This window comes from Pseudomonas sp. GR 6-02 (assembly GCF_001655615.1).
Classification (GTDB): domain Bacteria; phylum Pseudomonadota; class Gammaproteobacteria; order Pseudomonadales; family Pseudomonadaceae; genus Aquipseudomonas.
In genome coordinates this window covers 1,648,246-1,673,773 of the sequence record NZ_CP011567.1, presented here as the reverse complement: position 1 = coordinate 1,673,773, position 25,528 = coordinate 1,648,246, and the positions used below count along the sequence as shown (strand labels likewise).

At 61.1% G+C, this 25,528-nt stretch carries 24 protein-coding genes; 7 read left to right on the top strand and 17 right to left on the bottom strand.

Features of this window, described 5'->3' with window-relative positions:
• Positions 1–324 precede the first annotated feature (324 nt).
• Complete coding sequence (rne, locus tag PGR6_RS07290; RefSeq protein WP_064616582.1) at positions 325–3,528, top strand: ribonuclease E; 3,204 nt, start codon at positions 325–327, stop codon at positions 3,526–3,528.
• Positions 3,529–3,619: 91 nt separating this feature from the next.
• On the opposite strand, the gene PGR6_RS07285 is transcribed toward rne, so the two are convergent.
• From PGR6_RS07285 to PGR6_RS07230, 12 genes are all read right to left on the bottom strand, one after another.
• On the bottom strand, positions 3,620–4,213 hold the full coding sequence (locus tag PGR6_RS07285; RefSeq protein WP_018926227.1) for a nucleotidyltransferase family protein: 594 nt from the start codon (positions 4,211–4,213) through the stop codon (positions 3,620–3,622).
• Positions 4,210–5,193, bottom strand: coding sequence for an XdhC family protein (locus tag PGR6_RS07280; RefSeq protein WP_018926228.1), 984 nt, complete (start codon positions 5,191–5,193; stop codon positions 4,210–4,212). Before PGR6_RS07280 ends, PGR6_RS07285 begins: the two co-directional genes overlap by 4 nt.
• Positions 5,193–7,514, bottom strand: coding sequence for a xanthine dehydrogenase family protein molybdopterin-binding subunit (locus tag PGR6_RS07275; protein WP_064616580.1), 2,322 nt, complete (start codon positions 7,512–7,514; stop codon positions 5,193–5,195). The genes PGR6_RS07280 and PGR6_RS07275 overlap by 1 nt, the downstream gene beginning before the upstream one ends.
• Complete coding sequence (locus PGR6_RS07270) at positions 7,511–7,981, bottom strand: (2Fe-2S)-binding protein (RefSeq protein ID WP_064616578.1); 471 nt, start codon at positions 7,979–7,981, stop codon at positions 7,511–7,513. Before PGR6_RS07270 ends, PGR6_RS07275 begins: the two co-directional genes overlap by 4 nt.
• Before the next feature lie 242 nt (positions 7,982–8,223).
• The gene (gene murB, locus PGR6_RS07265) at positions 8,224–9,243 is read right to left on the bottom strand and encodes a UDP-N-acetylmuramate dehydrogenase (RefSeq protein ID WP_064616576.1); all 1,020 of its coding nucleotides are present in this window, start codon (positions 9,241–9,243) and stop codon (positions 8,224–8,226) included.
• Complete coding sequence (locus PGR6_RS07260; RefSeq protein ID WP_018926232.1) at positions 9,240–9,704, bottom strand: low molecular weight protein-tyrosine-phosphatase; 465 nt, start codon at positions 9,702–9,704, stop codon at positions 9,240–9,242. The genes murB and PGR6_RS07260 overlap by 4 nt, the downstream gene beginning before the upstream one ends.
• Positions 9,704–10,468, bottom strand: a complete 765-nt coding sequence (gene kdsB, locus PGR6_RS07255; RefSeq protein ID WP_018926233.1) for a 3-deoxy-manno-octulosonate cytidylyltransferase — start codon at positions 10,466–10,468, stop codon at positions 9,704–9,706. Before kdsB ends, PGR6_RS07260 begins: the two co-directional genes overlap by 1 nt.
• Positions 10,465–10,650, bottom strand: coding sequence for a Trm112 family protein (locus PGR6_RS07250; RefSeq protein ID WP_003179363.1), 186 nt, complete (start codon positions 10,648–10,650; stop codon positions 10,465–10,467). Before PGR6_RS07250 ends, kdsB begins: the two co-directional genes overlap by 4 nt.
• Before the next feature lie 25 nt (positions 10,651–10,675).
• Entirely contained in the window at positions 10,676–11,686 is a 1,011-nt protein-coding gene (lpxK, locus tag PGR6_RS07245) for a tetraacyldisaccharide 4'-kinase (RefSeq protein WP_064616574.1), read from the bottom strand.
• On the bottom strand, positions 11,686–12,114 hold the full coding sequence (locus PGR6_RS07240) for an ExbD/TolR family protein (protein WP_018926235.1): 429 nt from the start codon (positions 12,112–12,114) through the stop codon (positions 11,686–11,688). The genes lpxK and PGR6_RS07240 overlap by 1 nt, the downstream gene beginning before the upstream one ends.
• A complete protein-coding gene (locus PGR6_RS07235) occupies positions 12,111–12,746 on the bottom strand; it encodes a MotA/TolQ/ExbB proton channel family protein (protein WP_007941964.1) in 636 nt (211 codons plus the stop codon). Before PGR6_RS07235 ends, PGR6_RS07240 begins: the two co-directional genes overlap by 4 nt.
• Positions 12,747–12,843: 97 nt before the next feature.
• Entirely contained in the window at positions 12,844–15,078 is a 2,235-nt protein-coding gene (locus PGR6_RS07230) for a DNA internalization-related competence protein ComEC/Rec2 (protein WP_064616572.1), read from the bottom strand.
• 136 nt (positions 15,079–15,214) lie between these two features.
• Here PGR6_RS07230 and PGR6_RS07225 point away from each other — a divergent pair, with 136 nt between their 5' ends.
• Positions 15,215–15,736, top strand: a complete 522-nt coding sequence (locus tag PGR6_RS07225; protein ID WP_018926237.1) for a DUF2062 domain-containing protein — start codon at positions 15,215–15,217, stop codon at positions 15,734–15,736.
• A gap of 71 nt (positions 15,737–15,807) precedes the next feature.
• Here PGR6_RS07225 and PGR6_RS07220 read toward each other — a convergent pair whose 3' ends face one another.
• The 4 genes from PGR6_RS07220 to PGR6_RS07205 all read right to left on the bottom strand — a co-directional run bounded on the left by PGR6_RS07220 (position 15,808) and on the right by PGR6_RS07205 (position 18,976).
• A complete protein-coding gene (locus PGR6_RS07220; RefSeq protein WP_018926238.1) occupies positions 15,808–16,587 on the bottom strand; it encodes an ABC transporter permease in 780 nt (259 codons plus the stop codon).
• The gene (locus tag PGR6_RS07215) at positions 16,584–17,516 is read right to left on the bottom strand and encodes an ABC transporter ATP-binding protein (RefSeq protein ID WP_064616570.1); all 933 of its coding nucleotides are present in this window, start codon (positions 17,514–17,516) and stop codon (positions 16,584–16,586) included. Before PGR6_RS07215 ends, PGR6_RS07220 begins: the two co-directional genes overlap by 4 nt.
• A gap of 133 nt (positions 17,517–17,649) precedes the next feature.
• Entirely contained in the window at positions 17,650–18,273 is a 624-nt protein-coding gene (locus tag PGR6_RS07210; protein WP_018926240.1) for a glutathione S-transferase family protein, read from the bottom strand.
• Between the two features lie 43 nt (positions 18,274–18,316).
• Positions 18,317–18,976 (bottom strand): transglutaminase-like domain-containing protein, encoded by a 660-nt coding sequence (locus tag PGR6_RS07205; RefSeq protein ID WP_064616568.1) that lies wholly within the window; start codon positions 18,974–18,976, stop codon positions 18,317–18,319.
• Between the two features lie 237 nt (positions 18,977–19,213).
• Between PGR6_RS07205 and PGR6_RS07200 the strand changes: the two genes are divergently transcribed.
• Both PGR6_RS07200 and PGR6_RS07195 read left to right on the top strand, forming a co-directional pair.
• On the top strand, positions 19,214–21,670 hold the full coding sequence (locus PGR6_RS07200; protein WP_064616567.1) for an acyl-CoA dehydrogenase: 2,457 nt from the start codon (positions 19,214–19,216) through the stop codon (positions 21,668–21,670).
• 108 nt (positions 21,671–21,778) lie between these two features.
• Positions 21,779–22,186 carry a PA2817 family protein gene (locus PGR6_RS07195; protein ID WP_007938686.1) on the top strand — a complete coding sequence of 136 codons (408 nt, stop codon included), beginning with the start codon at positions 21,779–21,781 and terminating at the stop codon, positions 22,184–22,186.
• 69 nt (positions 22,187–22,255) lie between these two features.
• Here PGR6_RS07195 and PGR6_RS07190 read toward each other — a convergent pair whose 3' ends face one another.
• Positions 22,256–23,254, bottom strand: a complete 999-nt coding sequence (locus PGR6_RS07190) for a LysR family transcriptional regulator (RefSeq protein WP_064616565.1) — start codon at positions 23,252–23,254, stop codon at positions 22,256–22,258.
• A gap of 90 nt (positions 23,255–23,344) precedes the next feature.
• Between PGR6_RS07190 and PGR6_RS07185 the strand changes: the two genes are divergently transcribed.
• The 3 genes from PGR6_RS07185 to PGR6_RS07175 all read left to right on the top strand — a co-directional run bounded on the left by PGR6_RS07185 (position 23,345) and on the right by PGR6_RS07175 (position 25,474).
• Entirely contained in the window at positions 23,345–23,971 is a 627-nt protein-coding gene (locus tag PGR6_RS07185; protein ID WP_018926244.1) for a hypothetical protein, read from the top strand.
• A gap of 92 nt (positions 23,972–24,063) precedes the next feature.
• Positions 24,064–24,834, top strand: coding sequence for a 2OG-Fe(II) oxygenase (locus tag PGR6_RS07180; protein WP_019581187.1), 771 nt, complete (start codon positions 24,064–24,066; stop codon positions 24,832–24,834).
• Between the two features lies 1 nt (position 24,835).
• Positions 24,836–25,474 carry a LysE family translocator gene (locus tag PGR6_RS07175; RefSeq protein ID WP_064616563.1) on the top strand — a complete coding sequence of 213 codons (639 nt, stop codon included), beginning with the start codon at positions 24,836–24,838 and terminating at the stop codon, positions 25,472–25,474.
• Positions 25,475–25,528: the final 54 nt, after the last annotated feature.

The window sequence follows — 25,528 nt, the reverse complement described above, 5'->3', positions numbered from 1 at the left end:
CCAACCCGCTGCGGATTCTGCGCGCGGCAGCACCCGAATTATCAGGGATACGTGTAGGGTGGAGATGCACAACCGCTGGACTGTGTAGCAATAGGCTTTATCAAGACGCTTCATCTCGTCCACAGCCGCCGGTTGATTCCTCCTCCTGACTGAGTGCTTAAGTAGCCACAGCAAGCAGGACGCGTACGTCGCGATACCGGCCCAATTGGTCGGACATCGCTGGACACGGGAATGGCCAACCGCTCCCGACGCACCTGACACCGACCGTGAGAAGTCGTGTGTGCCGAACGCCGTTTCCGGCAGCCCGGAAACCGACGGTACTACATGAAAAGAATGCTGATTAACGCGACTCAACCTGAAGAGTTGCGTGTTGCACTGGTAGATGGCCAACGCCTCTACGACCTGGACATCGAATCCGGTGCACGCGAGCAGAAGAAGGCCAACATCTATAAAGGCCGGATTACTCGCATCGAACCAAGCCTTGAGGCTGCCTTTGTCGATTTCGGCTCTGAGCGCCACGGCTTCCTGCCCCTCAAAGAAATCTCCCGCGAATACTTCAAGAAAACTCCCGAAGGCCGCGTCAACATCAAGGACGTCCTGAGCGAAGGCCAGGAAGTCATCGTTCAAGTCGAAAAAGAAGAACGTGGCAACAAGGGCGCCGCCCTGACCACCTTCATCAGCCTGGCCGGTCGTTACCTGGTTCTGATGCCGAACAACCCGCGTGCCGGCGGTATCTCCCGTCGCATCGAAGGTGAAGAGCGCAACGAACTGCGTGAAGCCCTCAACGGCCTGGTTGCCCCGGCCGACATGGGTCTGATCGTTCGCACTGCCGGCCTTGGCCGCAGCAGCGAAGAAATGCAGTGGGACCTCGACTACCTGCTGCAACTCTGGACCGCCATCAAAGAAGCCTCGCTGGACCGCGCCGCGCCGTTCCTGATCTACCAGGAAAGCAACGTGATCATCCGCGCCATTCGCGATTACCTGCGCCAGGACATCGGCGAAGTGCTGATCGACAGCGTTGAAGCCCAGGACGAAGCCCTGACCTTCATTCGCCAGGTGATGCCGCAGTACGCCAGCAAGATCAAGCTGTACGAAGACAGCGTTCCGCTGTTCAACCGCTTCCAGATCGAAAGCCAGATCGAAACCGCCTTTCAGCGCGTCGTCGAACTGCCTTCCGGCGGCTCCATCGTCATCGATCCGACCGAAGCCCTGGTGTCCATCGACATCAACTCGGCGCGCGCCACCAAAGGCAGCGACATCGAAGAAACCGCTCTGCAGACCAACCTTGAAGCCGCCGAAGAAATCGCCCGTCAGTTGCGCTTGCGCGACATCGGCGGCCTGATCGTCATCGACTTCATCGACATGACCCCTGCCAAGAACCAGCGCGCCGTGGAAGAGAAAGTCCGCGAATGCCTGGAAGCCGACCGCGCCCGCGTGCAAGTCGGTCGCATCTCGCGCTTCGGCCTGCTGGAAATGTCCCGTCAGCGCCTGCGTCCATCGCTGGGCGAAAGCAGCGGCATCGTTTGCCCGCGTTGCAACGGCACCGGCATCATCCGTGACGTTGAATCGCTGTCGCTGGCGATCCTGCGCCTGATCGAAGAAGAAGCCCTGAAAGACCGCACCGCCGAAGTTCGCGCACAAGTGCCGATCCCGGTGGCAGCGTTCCTGCTCAACGAAAAACGCAACTCGATCACCAAGATCGAACTGCGCACCCGCGCCCGCATCGTCATTCTGCCGAACGATCACCTCGAAACGCCGCACTTCGAAGTTCAGCGTCTGCGTGATGACAGCCCGGAAGCCAGCATCAACCAGTCCAGCTACGAGATCGCTGCTGCCGCTGCGGAAGTCGAAGAAGTCCAGCCAGCCGCCGCGACCCGCACCTTGGTTCGCCAGGAAGCCGCAGTCAAGACTGCACCGGCTCGCGCCAATGCTCCGGTGCCGACCGAAGTCGTCGCCGCCCCAGTAGCTGCGCCGGTTGCCGCGCCTGAGCCAAGCCTGTTCAAGGGCCTGGTGAAGTCGCTGATCAGCCTGTTCGCGACCAAGGAAGAGCCAGTTGCGCCGGTCGTGGTTGAAAAACCAGCGACTACCGAGCGCCCTGCCCGCAACGAAGAGCGTCGCAACGGTCGTCAGCAGAGCCGCAACCGTAACGGTCGCCGCGATGAAGAGCGCAAGCCTCGTGAGGAACGTGCACCGCGTGAAGAGCGCGCACCACGTGAGCCACGCGAAGAGCGTCAACCACGCGAAGCCCGCGAAGAAACGCCAGCAGTCGCCCGCGAAGAACGCGCTCCACGTGCCCCTCGTGAAGAACGTGCACCGCGCGCACCGCGTGAAGATCGCAAGCCTCGTGGCGAGCGTGAAGAACGTCCGGTTCGTGAACTGCGCGAGCCTCTGGATGCCGCTCCGGCCGCCGCTGCCACCGCTGAAGAGCGTCCGGCCCGTCAGCCACGCGAAGAGCGCGCTCCACGCCCACCGCGTGAAGAACGTCAACCACGCACCGAGCAAGCCGCGGCTGCCGCTGCCGAAGAAGAGCTGCCAACCAACGAAGAGCAACTGCAGGAAGACGGTCAGGAAGTCGCCGAAGGCGATCGTCCACGCCGCCGCTCCCGTGGCCAGCGTCGTCGCAGCAACCGTCGTGAGCGTCAGCGCGATGCCAACGGCAACGTGATCGAAGGTTCGGAAGAATCCGAATCCGCTGAAAACGCCGAAGCCCCAAGCGCTGCCGATCTGGCCGCCGGCCTGGCTGTTACCGCAGCCGTTGCCAGCACCGTGATCAGCGCACCTGCTGAAGCACAAGCCAACGAGCAAGCCGAACGCGCTACTGCTGCCACTCTGGAAACCGCTCCGGTTGAAGCGCCAGTGGTTGAAGCGACCACGCCGGTGGAAGTCATCGCCGCTCCGGAAATCGAAGTGGCCCCGGTTCGTGAAGCACAGCCGGAAGTTGAAGCTGCCGCCGAACCAGTGGTTGCTGCAGAACCTGTCGTTGAAGCACCAGTGGCTGAACCGGCACGTGAAGTTCGCGAAGTTCGTGAAGAACAAACCACGTTCAACTGGGTTGCCGAGCCACCGGTTGCTGTCGAAGCTCCAGCGCCAGTCGCTGAGGCTCCGGTTGCTGAAGCCCCAGCGGCTGAAGCCACGGTCTCCGAGCCAGTGGTTGCGGCTGCCGAGCCTGCTCCGCTGCTTGAAGCACCGGTGGCTGCCGAAGCTGCACCCGTGGTCGAAGCTGCCCCTGTCAGCGCTCTGACTCCAAGTGGCCGTGCGCCGAACGACCCACGTGAAGTACGTCGTCGCAAGCGTGAAGCCGAGCGTCTGCAGAAGGAAGCCGAACTGGCTGCCGCTGCTGCTCCGGCCGCTGCCGAGCCAGCACCGGTTGTTGCTGAAGTCGTCGAGGCAGCCCCTGCCCCGGCCGCTGAAGTGTCTGCCGAGCCGGTTGAATCCGTGATCGACGAAGCACCGCGCTCCGTACAGGAAGCGGTAGAGCAACACGAGCAAGCCCTGGAAAAAGAGCACGAGCCTAAACCCCTCGCCTGATTCCATCGGCCACTAAAAAGCCCCGCCTGGTGATCCCAGGCGGGGCTTTTTTATGTCGGTTGCTTCGCAGGAAAACCGCGATGGCGGTGCATCAGGCGAAGACCAACCTCTCTGGTATGTCCACATCCCACAACACACCCGGATCCTCCACCGCCACCTCGACCACCCTCGCCTGCGCAAACAGTGATTTGGCGCCCTGATCGCCGGTCAACGCCATCAATCCCGGACCGAAGCTTCGCCCGAACCCCACCGGATGCCCATATTGCCCTTCATGCACCGGCACGCTGATGGTGTCATCCGCAATGGCCGCGACGACCTGCTCAATGCTCGACGGCAGGATAAACGGCATATCCCCCAGCATGATCAGCCAGCCACCGAGGTGCGAACAGGCCGCCACACCCGCCGCAATGCTGTCGCCCAGGCCGGTCGTCTCGATTCGCACAATCTCGCAACCATAAGCCTGCGCCATGCGAATCACTTGCGGGCGGTCCGCGGTGGTGACCAGCACACGCTTCTCGAGTGTGGCTGGCAGATTCACCAGCACCTGCTCGATCATTGAGTGCACGGTGATGCCATCACGGGCGGTGCAGTCCACCAGCAACTTGTCCTTATCGTCACCCGCTACCTGTCGAAACCGGCTGCCCTGCCCGGCGGCTAGAACGATAACGCCAATGGAGTCACTCATACGCCCTCCTGCAACGGCCTCTTCTGCTTGAGCTCGATGCCGTTCTTGATCGCCACAATCTCGGCCAGCAGCGACAAAGCGATTTCCGCCGGAGTATGGCTGCCGATGTGCAAGCCGATCGGGCCGTGCAAGCGTTCGATGGCCTGTTGGGACAAGCCTAGCTGAGCCAGGTTGTCCCGGCGCTTCTGACTGTTGACTCGCGAACCCAGCGCACCGACATAAAATGCCCTGGAATCCAGGGCCGTGAGCAGCGCCATGTCATCCAGGCGCGGATCGTGGGTGAGCGCGACGATGGCGGTGCGTTCGTCGGTCTGGATGGTCAGCACTGCTTCGTCGGGCATGCCCGGAACGAAGCGACCGTGTTGTTCTTCCCAGCCGTAGACGAACTCGGTGCGCGGATCGCAGATCAGCACTTCGAAATCCAGCAGCCGTGCCATCTCGGCGACATACCGCGATAGCTGCCCCGCGCCGATCAACAACAATCGCCAACGCGGGCCGTAAATGGCGCGCAGTGTGTTGCCATCAAAACTCAGCACATCGTGCTTGTTCGCCGGCTGCAGAACCACTTCACCGGTCGCAATATCCAGCGAGCGCGCAACAATTTCATGCGCCTCGCAGCGCGCCAGCAACTGGGCGACCCACGCCGGATCGCCGACGCGCTCCTCGGTCAGGCGCAACGTGCCGCCGCAGGGCAAACCAAACCGCGCGGCCTCCTCACGAGTGACGCCATAAGTAATCAACTGCACCGGAGGCCCATCGGCCGGGATACGGCCATCGTGCAGCCGGGCAATCAGGTCATCCTCGACACAGCCACCGGACACCGAGCCAATCACTACGCCATCGCCACGCAAGGCGAGCATGGCGCCAGGTGCCCGGGGCGCGGTACCCCAGGTCTGAACCACGCTGTACAACATCACCCGCTGACCGGCGCGGCGCCATTCCAGCACGCTGCGCAGGACGTTCAGATCGACGCTATCCATCAGGCGCCAGCCTTCTGCCAGCCTTGCAGCTGATAGCGAACCGGCAAGTCACGGATGCGCTTGCCGGTGGCCGCGAAGATCGCGTTGCACAGCGCTGGCGCAATCGGCGGCACGCCCGGCTCACCGACCCCGCCCAACGGTACATTGCCCGGTGGCGTGACCAGGTGCACGGCGACTTCCTTCGGTGCCAGGGACATGCGCGCCACTTCGTACATGTGGAAGTTGTCCTGCTGGACCTTGCCGTCCTTGAAGCTGATTTCCCCCAGCACCGCGTTGCCCAGGCCCATGACGCAGGCGCCTTCGAACTGCGAGCGAATTCGCTCGGGGTTGATCTGCGGGCCGCAATCCACGGCGATGTCGGCTTTGTGCACGATCAGCGTGCCATCGTCTTTGACTTCGACTTCGATCACGGCTGCCACATAAGTGACAAAGCTGTAATGCACCGCCAGGCCCAAGCCACGGCCCTTGGGTAGCTTACGCCCCCATCCGGCGGCTTTAGCGGCGGTTTCCAGCACGGTGCGCATCCGCGCGGTATCGATCGGATACCGCTCGGGGGATTCGCCGTAGTTCCACTCTTCACTCAAGGTACGCGGATCGATCTGACGGTCCGGGCCAAGCAGCTTGATCTGGTATTTGAGCGGGTCCTGGCCGGCCTTATGCGCCAGTTCATCGACAAAGCTCTGAATCGCAAAGCCATGAGGGATGTTCGACACAGAGCGATACCAGCCGACCCGCGTGTGGACCGCTGCTTCAGGGTTTTCCAGGCGCACGCTGGGGATCGCATAAGCCATGTTGGTAAAACCCATGCCCAGCTCGAAAGCCGCTTCATGGTTCATCCCCGGCGCGAACAGCGCGGTGATGCTTGGCGCCACCGTGCGGTGCAGCCAGCCAGACGGCAAGCCGTCCTTGTTCAGACTGGCCTTGAGGTATTCGGCAGACACGGTGTGGAAATACGAGTGGTGGATGTCGTCTTCACGGGTCCACTGCACCCGCACCGCTTTGCCCGGGAATTCCTTGGCCAGGATCGCCGCTTCAACCACGAAGTCCGGCTTGGACTTACGACCAAAACCGCCGCCGAGCAAGGTGACGTTGAACGTGACGTTATCGAACGGAATGCCCAGGCGCTCGCCAATCCGCTCGCGGGTGACTTGCGGCGCCTGGCTTGGCGCCCAGGCCTCACACACACCGTCCTTGAAACGGGCGATGGCGACCATCGGCTCCATCGGCGATTGCGCCAGGTGCGGCAGATAGTAAGAAGCTTCAAGGGTGCTGTCGGCAGCGCTCATGGCCTGGTCGATGTTGCCGGTGTTGCGCACCACTTTGCCGGGCTTGAGCGACGCGGCTTCGAGTTCCTTGCGGTAGGCGATCGAGTCGTAACTGGCGTTGGGGCCGTCATCCCACTCGATCTTCAGCGCTTCGCGGCCCTTGATCGCCGCCCAGGTGTTGCTGGCCACCACAGCCACACCGCCAAGAGGCTGGAACTCGGACGGCAATGGACGGCTTTCGATTTGCAGAACCTTGATCACCCCCGGGACTTTCATCGCAGCGCTGGCATCGAAGGATTTGACCTTGCCGCCGTAGACCGCCGGACGGGCGATGGTGGCGAAAAGCATGCCGTCGAAATGCACATCGGCGCCGTAGACCGCGCGACCGTTGACGATGTCCGCACCGTCGATGGCCTTGGTGCCTTCCTTGCCGATGTAGCGAAACTCCGACGGCTGCTTGAGCCGCAGGCTGTCGCGAGCCGGCACCGTAAGCGCACTGGCTGCTGCGGCCAACGCGCCGTAGCCCAATTCACGGCCAGTCGATTTATGGATGACCTTGTGCAGTTGCGCATGGCACTCGCTGACCGGCACTTTCCATTGCGCGGCAGCAGCTTGCTCAAGCATGGTCCGCGCGGCAGCACCGCAACGGCGCATCGGCTCGTACCAATGACGCATGCTGCGCGAGCCGTCGGTGTCCTGATTGCCGAAACGTACTTCATCGCCCGGCGCCTGTTGCACTTTGACCTGTGCCCAGTCGGCTTCCAGTTCATCGGCCACCACCATGGACAGACTGGTGCGCACGCCCTGGCCCATTTCCGAACGGTTGCAAATCACCGTCACGCTGCCATCGGCGGCGATGCTGATGTAAACCTTCGGATCATCGATCCAGCCGTTGGGCATGCCGTCGGCACCGAATTTCTGCTCTTTTTCGGCGGCTAATGCATCCTGCCAGCCCCAACTGGCGGCCAGCACCAGCGCACTGGTGGCGCCCACGCCCTTGAGGAAACCGCGGCGGCTGAGATTACTCAGCGCAAAATCATTCGGTAGCTGGCTCATGCCTTGGCCTCCTTCAGGTAAGTGGATGCCTGGCGGATGGCGGTCTTGATCCGGTTGTAGGTGCCGCAACGGCAAATATTGCCGACCATCGCCTCTTCAATCTGCTCGTCGCTGGGGTTCGGGTTGGTTTTCAGCAGCGCGGTGGCCGACATGATCTGTCCACCCTGGCAATAACCGCACTGAGCCACGGCGCTGTCGAGCCAGGCTTGCTGGACGACTTTGCCCACCGGGTCGGCGTGCAGGTTGTCGATGGTGCTGACGTTCTGGCCGACCACCGAGCCGATCGGTGTGATGCAACTGCGCGCTGGCGCGCCGTCGATATGAATGGTGCAGGCGCCGCACAGGCCCATGCCGCAGCCGAATTTGGTGCCGTTGTAGCCAGCCACGTCACGGATCGCCCAGAGCAGCGGCATGTCCTCGGTGACATCGAGTTGATGATCTTGACCATTGAGTTTCAGGGTAATCATGGGCACGCCCGCATAGTTATAGAGGTTATGGGGTCGAGCAATCTGCCGCTTGGGGTTCGCGGTTCACTACACGCAGATCGACTCAGGCTAATCGGCTCTCTTATGTAGACGCGACGTCTGCACCGGGCCTTTGATGGAGCAAATGCTTGCATCGTTAGCTGGCTAAGTTAACTGAGCATTAACAAAAAAGCCCTGCACATTTGAAAATGTGCAGGGCTTTTTAATCAGCCTGAAGCGTAGCCTCAATACTGGTTGGGTTCCATTTCCAGGTCGACCTTGAAACGCTCTGCAATGTCTTTCTGAATGCGCTGCGCCAGATTCAGCAATTGCAGGCCCGTTGCGCTGCCGTAGTTGACCAGCACCAGCGCCTGTAATTTATGCACACCGGCATCGCCGTCGCGAAAGCCTTTCCAGCCGGCGCGTTCGATCAGCCAGCCCGCCGCCAGCTTCATTTGCCCATCGGGCTGCGCATACGCCACCAGATCCGGGTATTCACCCTTGAGTTGTGCCACAAGTGCGGCGGGCACCAACGGATTCTTGAAGAAGCTGCCGGCATTGCCGAGCACCGCCGGGTCCGGGAGTTTTTCGCTGCGGATGCTGCAAATGGCCTGGCTGACGTCGGTCGGCGTCGGGTGATCAATACCCTGCTCGGTCAGGCGCTGACGCACCGGGCCGTATTCCAGGTGCAGGTGCGCGGTGCGCGTGAGGGTGAAACGCACCCGCAGGATCAACCAGCGCCCCGGCTCCTGTTTGAACAGGCTGTCGCGGTAGGCAAAGTTGCACTCGGCCAGTGTGAAGTCCCGCAGCTCGCCGGTCTGGCGATCGAGGGCTGTCAGGCCGGCGAATACGTCCTTTATCTCGACACCGTAAGCGCCGATGTTCTGCATCGGTGCCGCGCCGACGGTGCCGGGGATCAGGCTGAGGTTTTCCAGCCCCGACCACCCTTGCGCCAGGGTGTGTTGCACAAACGGGTGCCACGGCTCGCCCGCCTCGGCTTCGATCACCACCTGGTTGCCGTCATCGCTCAGCAGGCGAATCCCCCGTGTGGCCATGCGCAACACCAGTGCCGGCACATCGGCGGTCAGCAACAAATTGCTGCCACCACCGATCACCAGCACCGGCACTTCGTGTTCCACCGCGTAGGCCAGGGCTTCGCGCACGTCGGCATCGCTATGGGCTTCGGCAAACAGCCGCGCCTGAACGTCCACGCCAAAGCTGTTGTACGGTTTGAGCGAAACCCGGGGTTGAACCTGCAAACTCATAGCCGTCCCTTCAATTCGATCACCAGCAGATCGCTGGCGCGCTCGATCAGGTCCAGTACCTGTTCGAAGCCTTGGTCGCCGTCGTAATAAGGATCCGGCACTTCATCGACTTCCGACTGGTAGCGACGCAGGAACAAATCCAGCTCGGCCTTGCCCTTGGCCGGTTGCATGGTCTTGAGGTGGCGCAGGTTGCTGTTGTCCATCGCCAGAATCAGGTCGTAAGTGGCGAAATCGGCGCGGGTCACTTGCTGGGCGCGCTGGGCGGACAGGTCGTAGCCGCGCAGTTTCGCCGCAGCCTGGCTGCGCTTGTCCGGGGCCTTGCCGACGTGCCAGTCACCGGTGCCGGCAGAAGCCACTTCGACTTGATCGGCCAGCCCCGCCTCACGCAGCTTGTGCCGCAATACGCCCTCAGCCGTGGGGGAACGGCAGATGTTGCCCAGGCAGACGAACAGAACCCGCATCAGGCCTCCAGCAGGCGACGAACGCGCTCGAGATCTTCAACGGTGTCGACGCCGGTGGGCGGTGCGATCAGCGCATCGGCGACGTGAATCCGCACGCCGTGCCAGAGGGCACGCAGCTGTTCCAGAGACTCGGTGTTTTCCAGCCAGCACGGGCCCCAGGTGACGAAGTCCTGAAGGAAGCCGGCACGGTAAGCATAAATGCCGATGTGGCGGCGATATGGCACGCCTTCCGGCAATTGCTCGCGGCTCTTGGCAAACGCGTCCCGAGCCCACGGCAAGGTGGCACGACTGAAGGTCAGCGCCAGGCCATTGAGGTCGCTGACCACTTTGACCACATTGGGGTTGAACAGGGTTTCGACGTCTTCGATCGGCTCGGCCAGGGTGGCCATGCGTGCTTCGGTGTGAGCAGCCAGGTTGGCGGCGACCTGATCGATCACGCTTGGCGGGATCAACGGCTCGTCGCCCTGAACATTGACCACGATCGCGTCCGGGGCCAGGCCCAGTTTCGCCGCAACTTCAGCCAGGCGGTCAGTTCCGGAGTTGTGATCTTCGCGAGTCAGCACCACTTCGGCACCAAAGCCCTTGCAGGCCTCGACGATGCGCGCATCGTCAGTGGCAACCACCACGCGCTGGGCGCTGCTTTTGCTCGCCTGTTCCCAGACGTGCTGGATCATCGGCTTGCCGGCGATCAGCAGCAGCGGCTTGCCCGGCAAGCGGGTGGAGGCGTAACGCGATGGAATGACAACGGTAAAGGCTGTGGTCATTTATCCAGACGCTCATCGGTGGTCAGGGTGCGCGCTTCACTTTCGAGCATCACCGGGATGCCGTCGCGAATCGGGTACGCGAGGCCGGCGCCCTTGCTGATCAGCTCGGTTTTGTCGGCGCTGAGCTTGAGCGGGCCTTTGCAGACCGGGCAAGCGAGGATGTCGAGCAATTTGGTGTCCATGTACATTCCCTGGATAGAAACGGAGTTAAGGCAAAAGACGAGCCGGCAACAGGCGCATCAGCTGCGTATCGAACCAGGCCACGAAGGCCGGCGATGGCGCAGCATCGACCGCCAGGTACCACCAATCGGCGGCGGCGAAGGCACGGCACTTCACCGCGTCCTTTTCTGTCATCACCACTGGCAATGACGGTGTGAAATTCAAGGCCTGCACGCTGTATTCGGCGTGGTCGGCAAATGCATGGGGCACTGGCCGCCAGTGTAGCGTTTCGAGGGTCGTGAAGAAACGCCGGGGATTGCCGATCCCGGCCACGGCGTGCAGGGCCTGACCGGCGGGAAAGTGGTCCAGAGGCCGCCGTTCGCCGCTGTGCAGGTTGACCAGTTCGGTGGGTTGCAATTGAAAGGCAAAACCGTCTTCGCGATCATTGGCAGCGCCGTTGTACAGCACTGCATCGACGCTTTGCAGGCGCTCGACCGGTTCGCGCAATGGTCCGGCGGGCAGACAACGGCGGTTGCCCAAGCCGCGAGCGGCGTCGATCAGCACCAGTTCCAGGTCTCGAGCCAGCCGGTAATGCTGCATACCGTCGTCGGAAAGGATCAGGTCCAGCGGCTCACTCGCCAGCAAGGCTTTGACCGCACGGCTGCGGTCCGGGTCGATCATCAGCGGCACGCCGGTGCGCTGGACGATCAACAGCGGCTCATCGCCCGCCACGTCCGCGCCTTGATCCGCCGCGACCCGCCACGGCAATTGCGGCGGTTTGGCGCCGTAACCACGGCTGACCACTCCGACCCGCAGACCGCTGCGCTGGCAGTGCTGGATCATCCACAGAATCAGCGGCGTCTTGCCTGTGCCGCCCACCGTGATGTTGCCGACCACGATCAGCGGCACCGGCGACTGATAGATCTCGCCCTCGCCCGCCAAAAAGCGCTCGCGCTTGCCATTGACCACGCGTCGATACAGCCATTCAAGAGGCTGCAACAGCTTCAACGCCGGATGACCTTCGTACCATGCGGCGAGCAATCGATCGGACATGGCCATCAGGACGCCGGCGCCGCCTCGACAGTGGTCATGCGCAAGTGGCTGAAACCGAGCTTGCCGGCAGCGTCCATCGCGGTGATGACGGACTGATGGGGGGTTTTGCCATCGGCGCTGATGGACAACGGCAGATTGGTGTCGCCATTGGATTCTTTCTGTAGCGCTTCCATCAGGCTGGTGAGGTCGTTCTTCGGCAACAGCTGGTTATTGACCGAATACGCCCCGTCGGCGCTGATGGCGATGTCCAGTTGCTTGAGCTGCTGGTCTTCGGCCGGGGAGCCGCTGACCGCTTCCGGCAGGTCGACGCGCAACTGGGTTTCACGGGTGAAGGTGGTGGTCACGACGAAAAACAGCAACAGGATAAACACCACGTCGATCAGCGACGCGAGGTTGATGTCTACCGTTTCCCGTGGTTTACGACGGAACTTCACGCTTTACCCTCGGCCAGGTCCACGTCGCGATCGCCCTGAATAACCTCGACCAGTTTGATCGCCTCTTGCTCCATGCCCACCACCAGCTCATCGATCCGGCGTTGCAGGAAACGGTGGAAGAACACGGCCGGGATACCGACCATCAGGCCCGCGGCGGTGGTGATCAAGGCCTTGGAAATACCCCCGGCCAGCACCGCGGCGTTGGTGCCCATGCCCGTGCCCATGAACGCACTGAAAATATCGATCATGCCCAGCACCGTACCCAGCAGCCCCAGCAACGGAGCCATGGCGGCGATGGTGCCCAAGGCGTTGATGTAACGTTCGAGCTCATGAATCACCCGCGCGGCGGCCTCTTCGATGCACTCTTTCATGATCTCGCGACCATGCTTGGAGTTCGCCAGACCGGCAGCGAGGATCTCGCCCAGCGGAGAGTTGGCGCGCAACTCCTTGAGTTTTTCTTTATTGAGTTGCTTGTCCTTGATCCAGACCCAGACCTGCCCGAGCAAGTGCTCCGGGGTCACGCGGCTGGCGCGCAGGGTCCAGAGACGCTCGGCGACGATCGCCATGGCCGCGATGGAACTCAGAATGATCGGCAGCATCATCCAGCCGCCGGATTTGACCAATTCCCACACAGTGACAGTCCCCTCGAAAAAGTGCGCCACTCTAACATAGGGGGTGGGCGCACCGAAGACCGCGATGTCGCATCCGGTCGGGCTTTAATGACGCGGGCTACTGGCGCAATACTGGCGGATCGCGCCAGAAACGCCGTTCCTGAAGCATCGTCCAAGGTGGTTTGAAGCGCCCCAGTTGTAGACGAATGGCACCCTGCTCGGCGCTGTCGTAGATCGCCATGCCACGCTTTTGATAACGCGCCACGACTGTGGGATGGGGATGACCGAAAGAATTACCGTTGCCACGGGAAATCAGCACCGCTTTAGGCAGCAGAGCGCTGAGCAACGCCATCGAAGATGAGCTGCGACTGCCGTGGTGCGGGGCCTGCAACCAGTCCGTCGGCACCGCCAGTGGACTGTCGAGCAGCACCCGCTCGGCCGCGGTATCGATATCGCCGGTCAGCAGCAACCGCTCGCCGTTGGCTTCGATCTGCAGCACGCAGGATTTCTGATTGCTGTCGCTGGCCGACGACCACTGCCAGAGCTGGAACCGCACGTCGTCCCAGGTCCACTGTTGACCGCTCTCGCAGCCCTCGGCATGTAGCTCGTCCGGCAGGGCCAGTGGGTCGCCACTCAGTACCCGAGTCACCGGCACACCGCTGGCAATCGCTCGCGCACCGCCGGCGTGATCGGCGTCGGCATGGCTGATCAGCATCAAATCAAGTCCATTCACCCCCAGTTTGCGCAATGTTGGCAACACCACCCGCTCACCCAAGTCGATATCGCCGAACCGTGGCCCGGCGTCATACAGCAGAGTGTGATGGCGGGTGCGCACCAGAATGGCCAACCCCTGGCCGACATCCAGCTGCCAGATTTCGGCGACGCCTTCAGGCAGCGTGTGCCGGGGCGCAAAAACCAGCAACAGCAACATCGGCCAGCCCAGCGGGCGCAACGGCACGCCCGGTGGCAGTAACAGCAGAAATGCGCCCAGTGCGCCGAACGCCCAAACCCACAACGGAACCGCCACCGGCACCCACGCGGGCAATTGCCCGGCCACCAACGCCAGCCCCTTGAACAAAAGGTCGATCAGACCGCCAGCCAACCACAGTAACCCCTCGCCCACATAGGGAACGGCCAACAGCAGCGTTCCGAGCAAGGCCGGCGGCAAGACCAGCAGGCTGATCCAGGGCACCGCCAGAAGATTGGCCAGCGGCCCGCTGAGACTGATCGGCAACCCCAGTACCAACAGCAGCGGGCACAGACCGATTGCGATCAGCCATTGGGCACGGGTCCAGGTTTGCCACCAACGCCACGGGCCCAATCGCCCGCCAAAGGTGAAAATCAGCACCGCTACTGCCGCAAAGGACAACCAGAAACCCGGTTGCAGGCTTGCCAGCGGGTCCAGCAGCAAAACACCGTCAAGCGCCAGCAACAGCGGCCACCAGGCGCCGAGGTGACGAAACCGTAGCCGCCACAACAACAGCAGACCAATCATCAGGCAGGCCCGACGCACCGGCACCTCGAAACCGGCCAGCAGCCCATAACCGAGCGCCGCCGCGAACGCCAGCCCACACGCCCATGGCAGCCACGGCAAGCGCCTAGGCCATAAGCCATAGCGCGCCAGCCCGGCGATCAGCAGATACACCAGCCCCGCCAGCAAACCAATGTGTTGCCCGGAAATCACCAACAGATGCACGGTGCCGGTGTCTTGCAGCACCTGCCAGTCCTCACGGCTCAGCCCGGCGCCGTCCCCCAGCACCAACGCCGTCAGCGCTCCCGTTCGCCCGTGCGCATCCACGGCCTGCAAACGCTGACGAATGCCGTCGCGCCAGGCCCACTGCGCTTGCCCCAGTCGCTGACCGTCCTTGACGGTCCCAGTGGCGCCAATACGTTGGGCCAGCAACCAGGCGTCGTAATCAAAACCATGAGGGTTGAGCAGCCCGGCAGGACGCTTCAATTTGACTGCCAGCCGCCACCGCTCGCCACTGTTGACGGGCGGCCCGCCATACCAGGCCAGACGCAGGTGCCGGGGCAGTTGGGTGCGACGCGACTGACTGTCTGTCAGTTCGAAACGCACTACACCCTCGGCCTGCTGCGGCAACCCGGTAACCCGGCCTTCGACCCAGCGAGTCTCGCCATCGAGCTTCAGCGCCAGGCGATCATCCAGCGCCCACTGCGCATTCGCACACGCCCAACTGAAGCCAAACAACCAAAATGCCAGTGGAAAGGTTCGAAACGGCAACAACATCAAACCCACTACCGGCAACAACAGCCACAACCCTGCCGGCGGCAGTGCCGGCAAAAAACGCAGGGCCAGCAGACCCAACGCCAGCGCCATCATCCCTGTGCGCATAAGCCCGTCCTTGAGAGTCCCCTCCCTAGGCTTAGCCGTCGCGCCGCACAGGCGTCGTTAACAATTGTCACAAAGTCTGAATGGGCGGTTCGTAGAATCCAGACATACTTGCCGCCTTAACCGACCGAGAAGCCTTATGCCCCGGCGCTTATTCAAACGCTACATGCCAGACCCGACCAGCATCAGGGAACACAAATCCTTACGCTTTCTTGGCACCCTGCTGCATGACCCGAACCTCTGGCACCTCAATCGTCATTCCGTCGCGCGGGCCATGGCCGTCGGCCTGTTCGCGGCGTTCCTGCCCATCCCGTTGCAAATGCTGTTGGCGGCCATCCTCGCCATCGTAGTGCGCGGCAACATGCCGATAGCGGTCAGCCTGGTCTGGCTGACCAACCCGATCACCATGCCGGCGGTGTTCTTCTGCACCTACCAGACCGGCGCCTGGTTGATGGACGTCCCCGCCAGGAGCTTGCCGGACGAGTTGACCTGGGCATGGATCAGCGGCGAGCTCTCGACTTTGTGGCAACCGTTTTTACTGGGTTCGGTGGTAACGGGGCTGGTGCTTGGGGCGTTGGCTTATTGTCTGGTGATGATGTATTGGCGCTGGTGGGTGAGTCGGCAGTGGGCACGGCGTAAGCGCAGCCGGATGCAGGAATGAAAAACGGCCTCCACTTGGGAGGCCGTTTCTTTTTGCGGTGTTTGCCCGCGAAGGCCGTGACACGGTCTTGATCAGGTACGCATCCCGCGCCCACTCACCAGCAGCCGCGCACAACCGATGTACAGCACAACAGTCGCTACCAGCATGAAAGCGATCGCCACGCTGATCTTGATGTCCGACACGCCAAGAATGCCGTAACGGAAGGCGTTGACCATGTGCAGCACCGGGTTGGCCAGCGAAACGGTCTGCCAGAACGGTGGCAACAAGCTGATCGAGTAGAACACCCCGCCCAGGTACGTCAGCGGTGTCAGCACGAAGGTCGGGATGATCGAGATGTCATCGAAATTGCGTGCAAATACCGCGTTGATGAAACCCAGCAACGAGAAGATCGTCGCCGTCAGCAGCACCACCAGAACGGTCACGCCCAGGTGATGCACCTGTAGCGTGGTGAAGAACAGCGACAGCAGCGTCACGATGAGCCCGACCATCAACCCGCGCAGCACGCCGCCCAGGGTGTAGCCGATCAGAATCGTATGGGGCGACACCGGCGACACCATCAGTTCTTCGATGGAGCGCTGGAACTTGCTGCCAAAGAAACTCGACACCACGTTGCCATAGGAGTTGGTGATCACCGACATCATGATCAGCCCCGGCACGATGTACTCCATGTACGTGAAGCCACCCATGCCGCCGATCTGCCGACCGATCAGATTGCCGAAGATCACAAAGTACAGAACCATGGTGATGGCTGGCGGCAGCAAAGTCTGCGGCCAGATCCGGGTGAAGCGCTTGACCTCACGGTAAACGATGGTATTGAGGGCGACGAGGTTGGGTTGCAGCTCGGAACTCATACCGCCACCTTCGACAGATTTTTCTCCACCAGGGACACGAACAACTCCTCGAGGCGATTGGTTTTGTTACGCAGGCTCAACACTTCGATGTTCTGCTGCGCCAACTGGGTAAACAGCGCGGTAATGCCCATGGCCTTGTCGACCTGGACTTCCAGGGTATGACTGTCGATCAGTTTGGCCGGGTAACCAAGCAACTGCGGCACCACTTGCAAGGTGTTCTTCAGGTCCAGCAGGAACGTCTCGACATGCAGTTGGCTGAGCAACTGCTTCATGCTGGTGTTCTCGACAATGGTGCCGTGGTCGATGATGCCGATGTTGCGGCACAACTGCTCAGCCTCCTCCAGGTAGTGGGTGGTGAGGATGATGGTGATGCCTTTCTTGTTCAGTTCAGTGAGGAAGGTCCACATCGAGCGACGCAATTCGATGTCCACCCCCGCCGTCGGTTCGTCGAGGATCAGCAGGCGTGGCTCGTGAACCAGCGCCCGGGCGATCATCAGTCGGCGCTTCATGCCGCCGGACAGGGAGCGTGACGGCACATCGCGCTTGTCCCACAACCCCAGTTGGGTCAGGTACTGCTCGGCGCGTTCCTTGGCGATTCTCGCCGGGATGCCGTAGTAACCGGCCTGGGTCACGACGATGTCGAAGGTCTTTTCGAACTGGTTGAAGTTGAACTCCTGGGGCACCACACCAATGCAGCGCTTGAGCGCCGCTGGTTCCTTGTCCAGGTCGTGACCGAACACATTCACCGTGCCGCTGGTTTTGTTCACCAAGGTCGAGATAATGCCGATGGTCGTGGATTTGCCGGCGCCATTCGGGCCGAGCAAAGCGAAAAAGTCACCTTCGGCGACGTCCAGATCGATACCACTCAAGGCCTGGAAACCGTTGCCGTAGGTTTTGGTTAGCTGCCGGATGGACAGAGCGGAACTCATATCGGATTTACGCACCAGGAAGGGAAGAAAGGAATAAATAAGGGCGGGCGGCGAGCAATGCAACCGCGGCGCATGAGCGCAATGGTGCTTGTCGCCGCCACACAAGTACAGTCACGCGTGTTGATAGTGAGTATTAAGTCAACGCGGTCATGACGGCTTTGCGATACGCCGGACGCTGTTTCAACCGTGCGTACCAGGCTTCTAGATGTGGCAGCGGCGCGCGCTCGATCGGCATCTCGAACCAGGCATAAATGAAGCTGCCCAAGGGAATGTCGCCCATGCCGATCTCATCGCCCGACAGGTATGGCTTAACCGCCAACGCTTGATCGGCCATCGACAGCAGATCGTCGCACTCCTTGATCGCAGCTTTGATGGCCGGCCAGTCCTGCTGCTCTTGCGGGGTGCGCAACACGCCCCAGAACACCGTGCGAAACGGCGCGGCAAAACTTGAGGTGGTCCAGTCCATCCACTTTTCGGCCGAGGCACGGGCTTGCAGGTCCGTCGGATACCAGGCAGTGCCGCTGGCATGGCGAGCCACCAGGTAACGCACGATGGTGTTGGATTCCCACAGCACGAAGCCGTCGTCTTCGATCACCGGCACGCGACCGTTGGGATTCATCGCCCGGTACTCAGGCGTGTCGACCACGCCAAAGGCACCGCCGGCATCGATGGCTTCATAGGCCAGGCCCAGCTCTTCGGCGGCCCACAACGGTTTTCTGACATTCGACGAATTTTTCCGACCCCAGATTTTCAGCATGACCGCCCCTTGTTGGATGAATGCGCAGGCAGCATACGCCGGATCAGGCGCGACTCAAATCGCTCTGCATGTCACCCAGTTGCAGCGGCAGCCACTCGCCGAACAAATGCGGATAGCACTTTTCGAGGTGCTCGAAAAAGAACGCTTCAGGCACATCGGTGAACTGGCCGTGATCAACCAGGTACTCCATCAACTGCTCGCCGTCACGGTTGAAGGGATGGAACACACTGTCATTGATCCCGTCAAATTCCAGCGGCGCGACATTGAACAGCTCGCAGAGTTGTTGATTGAAAGCCGGCGTGGCTTTAACCCAACGCTCGTTCAAATAAAGCTCGGTGTAGCCGTGCATGGCGAACACATCACTCTTGAGCAGTTCGAGCAGGCGCGGCGTCGACAGGTGATTGCGCACATCCGCCAGACCGATACGCGCCGGGATCCCGCAATGCCGAGCGCAACCTGCCAGCAGCGTGGCTTTGGGCACGCAATAACTCTCCCCGGCCGCCAGCGCATAGCTGCCGCGCAAGGTCTGCGGATCACGGCTGAAGGTGTAGGGGTTGTAGCGCACGGCCTCGCGCACGGCGTAATAGAGATTGATCGCCTGCTCCTGCGGATCGCGCCCGGCGCCACGATGTTTTTCGGCGAACTCCACCACCGAGGGATGGTCACTGTCGATGAAGCGGCCGGGGCTCAGATACGCGTGCATGGGAGCTATCTCCTGGGGGAAGCCACGAGTCTAGCGACACCTTCAGCACAGAGATAACGACGTTTCGGCCAAATATCAGCGCTTGCCCGCCCTGTTGACGAGCCCTCCATCGAAATAACTGACGAAGTCCGGCCGTTTCGTCCTACAAGCTCAACCCGATCGCTCCGACCACCCACTTTTATGGATGCCGTCTAAGCTCTGAGAGTGGTTTTGCCCCTGGCTTCAGGAGAATTAATTATGCTGCTGTTGTGGATACTGGTTCTGGTGGTCGGGATTGCCTGGCTGGCACATCGCCGCACCGCGCCTCTGCCCGCTTTGGGCATCATCGCTGTCTATCTGCTGGCGATGGGCATCTTCAGACATGCGAGCCATGCCCCCGTCTGGCTGCTGCTGATTTTCTGGGTGTTGCTCGCGGCCGTGGCCGCCCCCCTGTTGCTGCCGGACCTGCGCCGAAAACTGTTCACGGCGCCCATATTCAACTGGTTTCAAAAAAACCTGCCGCCCATGTCGCAAACCGAGCGTGAAGCCATTGAAGCCGGCACGGTCTGGTGGGATGGCGAGCTGTTCAGCGGTCGTCCTGACTGGAACAAGCTGCTGGCCTATCCAAAAGCGCAACTGAGTGAAGAGGAACAGGCGTTTATCGATGGCCCGACCGAAGAGCTCTGCGCCATGGTCAGCGATTGGCAGATCGGCCAGTTGATGGATCTGCCGCCCAAGGCCTGGGATCACATCAAGCAGCATGGCTTTTTTGCCCTGATCATTCCCAAGGAGTACGGCGGCAAAGGCTTCTCGGCTTATGCGCACTCCCAGATCGCGATGAAACTGGCGACCCGCAGCGGTGACCTGGCCTCCACCGTCATGGTGCCCAACTCCCTCGGCCCGGCGGAACTGCTGCTGCACTACGGCACCGACGAACAACGCAATCATTACCTGCCACGGCTGGCCCGCGGCGACGATATCCCCTGCTTTGCCCTGACAGGCCCGATGGCCGGTTCCAACGTCGGGGGCATGACCGACACCGGGGTGATTTGCAAAGGTGAATGGGAAGGCCAGGAAACCCTTGGCTTGCGCCTGAACTGGGAAAAACGCTACATCACCCTCGGTCCGGTGGCGACCTTGATCGGCCTGGCCTTCAAGGCCTATGACCCGGACCATCTATTGGGTGACAAAGTCGACCTGGGGATCAGTCTCGCCTTGATTCCAACCCAGACACCCGGTGTAGACATCGGTCGCCGTCACTTGCCGCTGGGCGCCGCCTTCATGAACGGCCCGAACGCCGGCAAGGATGTGTTCATACCGCTGGAGTTCATCATTGGCGGTCAGGAAATGCTCGGCGAAGGCTGGATGATGCTGATGAACTGCCTGTCGGTCGGGCGTTCCATTTCGCTGCCTGCCATCGGTACCGCCGCGGGCAAGTTCAGCAGCCTGGTGACAGGCCAATATGCGCAGGTTCGCGAGCAATTCAACGCACCGCTGTCAGCCTTCGAAGGGATTCAGGAAGCACTGGCGCGGATCGGCGGCAGTACCTGGCTGATGGACAGCGCGCGGATGCTCACCGCCAACGCCGTCGACCTCGGCGAAAAGCCGTCGGTGCCCTCCGCCATCATCAAATACCACCTCTCCGAACGCGGTCGCGAGTGCATCAGCCACGCCATGGATGTTCACGGCGGCAAGGCCATCATCATGGGCCCGAACAACTATCTCGCGCGTAGCTGGCAAGGTGCGCCCATTTCCGTCACGGTCGAAGGTGCGAACATCCTGACACGCAACCTGATGATCTTCGGCCAGGGCGCTATTCGCTGCCATCCGTTCGTGCTCAAGGAAATGGCCCTTGTCCACCGCGAAGACAAACAACAGGCGTTGATCGAATTCGACGCCCTGCTGCTCAATCACATTGGTTTTGCCGTGAGCAACGCCGCCAGCACCCTGGTGCTGAACCTTGGCTTCGGGCATTTCGAACACATGCCCGGGGACAAGCTCAGCCAACGCTACGTGCGCGCCCTCAACCGTCAGGCCGCGGCATTTGCCATGCTTGCAGACCAATGCATGATGCTGCTGGGCGGCGACCTGAAACGCCGCGAACGCTTGTCCGCACGTCTGGGCGATGTGCTCAGCTACCTGTATCTGGCTTCCGCTGCGCTCAAGCGATATCACGATCTCGATTCGCCGGAGCATATGCGTCCGTTGTTCGCCTGGGCGATGGAAGAGAGCCTCGGCCAGTCCGAACGTGCGCTGGACGAACTGCTGACCAACTTTCCGAACAAGGTACTCGGCTGCCTGCTGCGGGTACTGGTGTTCCCGTTCGGTCGCCGGCACAGAGGCCCGTCGGACAGACTGGCGGCCAAAGTCGCCGCAGTCCTCGGCCGCGCCAAGGGCGACCCGACCCTTGAGGAGTTATTGGCGGGCTGCTATCGCCCGCAATCGATAGAGGATCCGGTCGGCGCCTTGCAGCACGCCTGCGACTTGCTGAACGCCGCCAAACCGCTACAGAAAAAACTCAACACGGCGCTGAGAAGTCGCCAGGTCAAACCCACTGTCGGGGAGTCTGTCATCGATGCCGCACTGGAGGCTGGCGTCTTGCAACCGGTTGAAGCGGAGACCTTGCGTGAGGTGGAGGTGGCGCGGCGCAAGGTGATCGACGTCGATGATTTCGATAAAGAGGTGCTGGTGCTGGGCAAGGGCAAGGTCCGCTAATCCAGAGGACCGTGTGTCGCCTTACCATCATGGGGCGCTTTACCCTGTGAAAAAGGGGCGCGGGAGCTTTATACTCCTGCGCCCGTTTTGCTCTTGAGGACTTATCTCGTGTCCAATGTCGTTGCCGATCATCTCGTCTTGCTCGACCACCTGCGCAGTATCCTGGTCGCCGTAGGTGAGGCCGAACAGGTTCCCGAAGAAAGCCATGCCTTGTTCCTGGAGCGCTTCGACGAACTGCGTGCGTTGCTGCCGGTCGACCCGATCGAAAGCCAATACCTGGGCCAGGACATCCTGTGCCAGATCATCACCCGCTATCCGCAAATCGCCCACCTGGTGCCGCGCGATCTGCTGTGGTACTTCGCCGGTGACTGCCTGCACTACATGCCCGATGATGAAATCGACCTGTACCAGGCACTGGAAGAACGTCGCTTCGAAGCCGAACAGAACGATGAACCGTTCGACTGGAATCAGGAAAAACAGCTGCTGGCGATGTCGAACCAGGACAGCAAGCACTGATCTCCAATCAGTAACGCAAAAGGCCCGCATGGTTAATCATGCGGGCCTTTTTTGTTGGCCGGGTAAAGATCAAAACAACCCATCACTCTCCGGCAACTCATACGCTGCCGCGCCCTTGCCCATCGCGCTTGGCTTGCCCGGATTGCTCAAGGTCGGCTCCTTCTCCAGGCATTCCACCAGATAGTCGATGAATACCCGTAACTTGGGCGGCAGATAGCGGGTGGGCGAATGCAGCAGCCAGGCGCCTCCGTGGTAGGACGCCAGAAAGGTCCAGTCCGGTAATACCTGCACAATCAGCCCCTGTTCCAGCGCATAACGGGCGGTGAAGTACGGCAGGCTACCGATCCCGATGTGTTGCAATACCGCGCCCAATCGCACGCCCGTGTGATTGGCGGCGTAACGTCCGCGCACGCCGACGGTCACGGCTTTACTGCCTTTCTTGAACTTCCAGCGCGCATCGCTCGGGGTTTCGCCCAGATAGATGCAGCTGTGATTGAGCAAGTCGTGGGGATGAGTCGGTGTGCCGTGCTCGGCCAGGTACTGCGGCGTGGCGCAGAGCAAATGGTCGATGGTCAGCAATTGGCGCCCCACCAGCCCCGCAGGGGGCCGATCGGTAATACGGATGGCCAGGTCGACGTTGTCATCGATCAAATCCACCTGGCGGTCCTCGAGCAACAACTCCACATCCACTTTGGGATAACGCCGCAGAAACTCCGGCATATGTGGATGAATCACAAATCGCCCGACGGCCTTGGGCACGCTGACGCGCACCAGCCCTTCCGCTTCCTGGGTGAACTGACCGCTGATTTCCATCACCGACTTCGCCGCGCTGACCATCTCCTGGCAGCGCTTGAACACCTCTTCGCCTCCGTCGCTCAGGCGTAGCTTGCGCGTGGTTCGTTGCAACAAACGCGTGGCAAGCGCCTTCTCCAGCCGCGAAATGCTGCGACTCACCGCCGAGGGGGAAGACCCCAACTGACGCGCCGCTTCGGAGAAACTGCCGGTTTCGACAACCTTGACGAAAATCGCCATTTCACCGAGCAGCGGCAGGGGAAGATTTATGCTCACAGCGCAACAGTCCTTTGATGGTTGAACGGATTATCACGCAATTCCACGGTTCATATAATAAAAATAGAAACTTTAATAAGGGCATGGAATATGACGCTTCGCCTCTTTTTCCATAGTGATGACCTCAGGGCCAACGTGGAAGTCCTGGATTGCACGCCCTATGAGAACGAGTTCGCCGTGGTGCTGCGCGCCACTCTGTTTCACCCTCAGGGCGGCGGGCAACCCTGTGATACCGGCTGGATCGGCGAAAGCCAGGTGCTGCGCGTGGTGCAGGAAACGGAGCGGATCATCCATTTCGTCGACCACCCGGTAAAACTCGGCATGATCCAGATTCGGGTCGACGAGCAACGCCGCCAGTTCAATACGCGCATGCATTCGGCGGGGCACCTGATCGGTCACTTCGTCCAGGCCATGGGCTGGATGCCGATCAAGGCTCATCACTGGCCGGATGAAGGACGTGTGCAATTCAAACCGGGCGATGGCGCGCAGGAGGTTGATGCCCAGACGATTCAGCACGGCATCAAGCAATGGATCGCCCATGATCTGCCACGCTTGACGTCGTTGCGCGAAGGCGCCCGTGAAATCGGTTTCGGTGAGCTGCCCGCCTACGGCTGCGGCGGCACCCATGTACGTAGCCTGAAGGATTTGGGCAAGGTCACGATCGCTTCCCTTTCGCAGAAAAAGGGAACGCTGTCAGTCCACTACCACGTGGATTGAGCTTTTGGGCGATGTCGACCCCGTCATCGCCTGACGCCGGAGGAGCCTGCGTTCGCGGGCTCTGTTGACTATCTGATAGATGGACCTAAGACATGATGCTTGACGTCGAGCGTCTCGATGAGACGTGCATACAAAAACTGGCCAACGAAGAAGTCCTCGCCATCCGCGTCAGAGGCTTGTTGCCTCGGCCACTGGCGATCCAGATCGGCGACAAGATCCTCGCCCCCGGCTTTGAAGGCTACATCAACGCACCGAGCATCGGTCGTATCGGCATGGCGTTTTACGAAGCGGAAAACCAGCCACTGCTGATCGAAGACTATTTCGAGCGCGCCACCAGCAACATTGCCGAGTTGCGCAGCCGTTGTGCGCCCTACTCCTCGCCTGTCGACACCCTGCGCTGCATGCTCGATGAGTCCTGGCCGGCGGGGGCGCATCTGGAAAATCTCTATGGCCGCAAGATGTATGTCGGGCTATCGCGCGTGGTCAAACCCGGCGTGTGCTTCCTTGCCCATCACGACATTTTCGCCAAGGACGCCCCGGACAGCTTCCAGGCCAGAAGCCTGGAAGCGCAGTTCGCCTGCAATGTTTACCTGAACATGCCGACCGAGGGCGGCGCTTTGCAGATGTGGGACCACGACATTTCCCCGGACCAGTTCGACGAGATGCGTGGCGACAGTTACGGCATCGATCCGGCCTTGCTCGGCCCTCCGACCCTGGAGATTCGCCCTGAGCCGGGTGATTTCATCATGTTCAATTCACGCCGCATGCACTCGGTGACGCCGGGTGTGGACGATCCGCGATTGAGCCTTTCTTTCTTTGTCGGCTACCGCGGCAATGCTTCCCCCCTGACTTTCTGGAGTTGAGATGTTTTCGAATTACCTGGGCGAGTTTCTGGCGCTGGCAACCATCCATTTTCTGGCCGTGGTAGCTCCCGGGCCGGACTTCGCCGTGACCATCCGCCAAAGCGTGCGTTTCGGGCGTTTAGTGGGCATCTGCACTGCGCTGGGCATCGGCGCGGGCATTTCCGTGCATGTGCTGTACACCTTGCTCGGCGTCGGCGCATTGATGCACACCACGCCTTGGCTATTGACGGCGGCCAAGGTGATCGGGGGGGCCTACATTTTGTACCTCGGTGTGAGCCTGTTGCGCAGCAAACCCAAAGTGGCGACTGAAGGCGACAACGGCGCGGCAGCGTCAACTGAGCAGCAGACCCTGTTCAAGGCCTTCAGCACGGGGTTTCTGACTAACGCCACCAACCCCAAGGCTACGCTGTTCTTTCTGGCGATCTTCACCACCATCATCAGTGCCTCGACACCGTTGCAGATACAGGCGCTGTACGGGTTGTGGATGTGTTTCGTGAACGCCTTGTGGTTCGTGATCGTGGCCCTGTTCTTTTCCAGCGCCCGGGTGCGACTGCTGTTCATGCGCATGGGGCACTGGTTCGAACGAACCATGGGGGTGATCCTCATTCTGTTCGCCGGGCGCCTGATTCTGTCCATGTAAGCCCTGCCGCCTTAGTTGCCTCGCCGAACCGCATTTTTTTGCCGCTCCAACGCC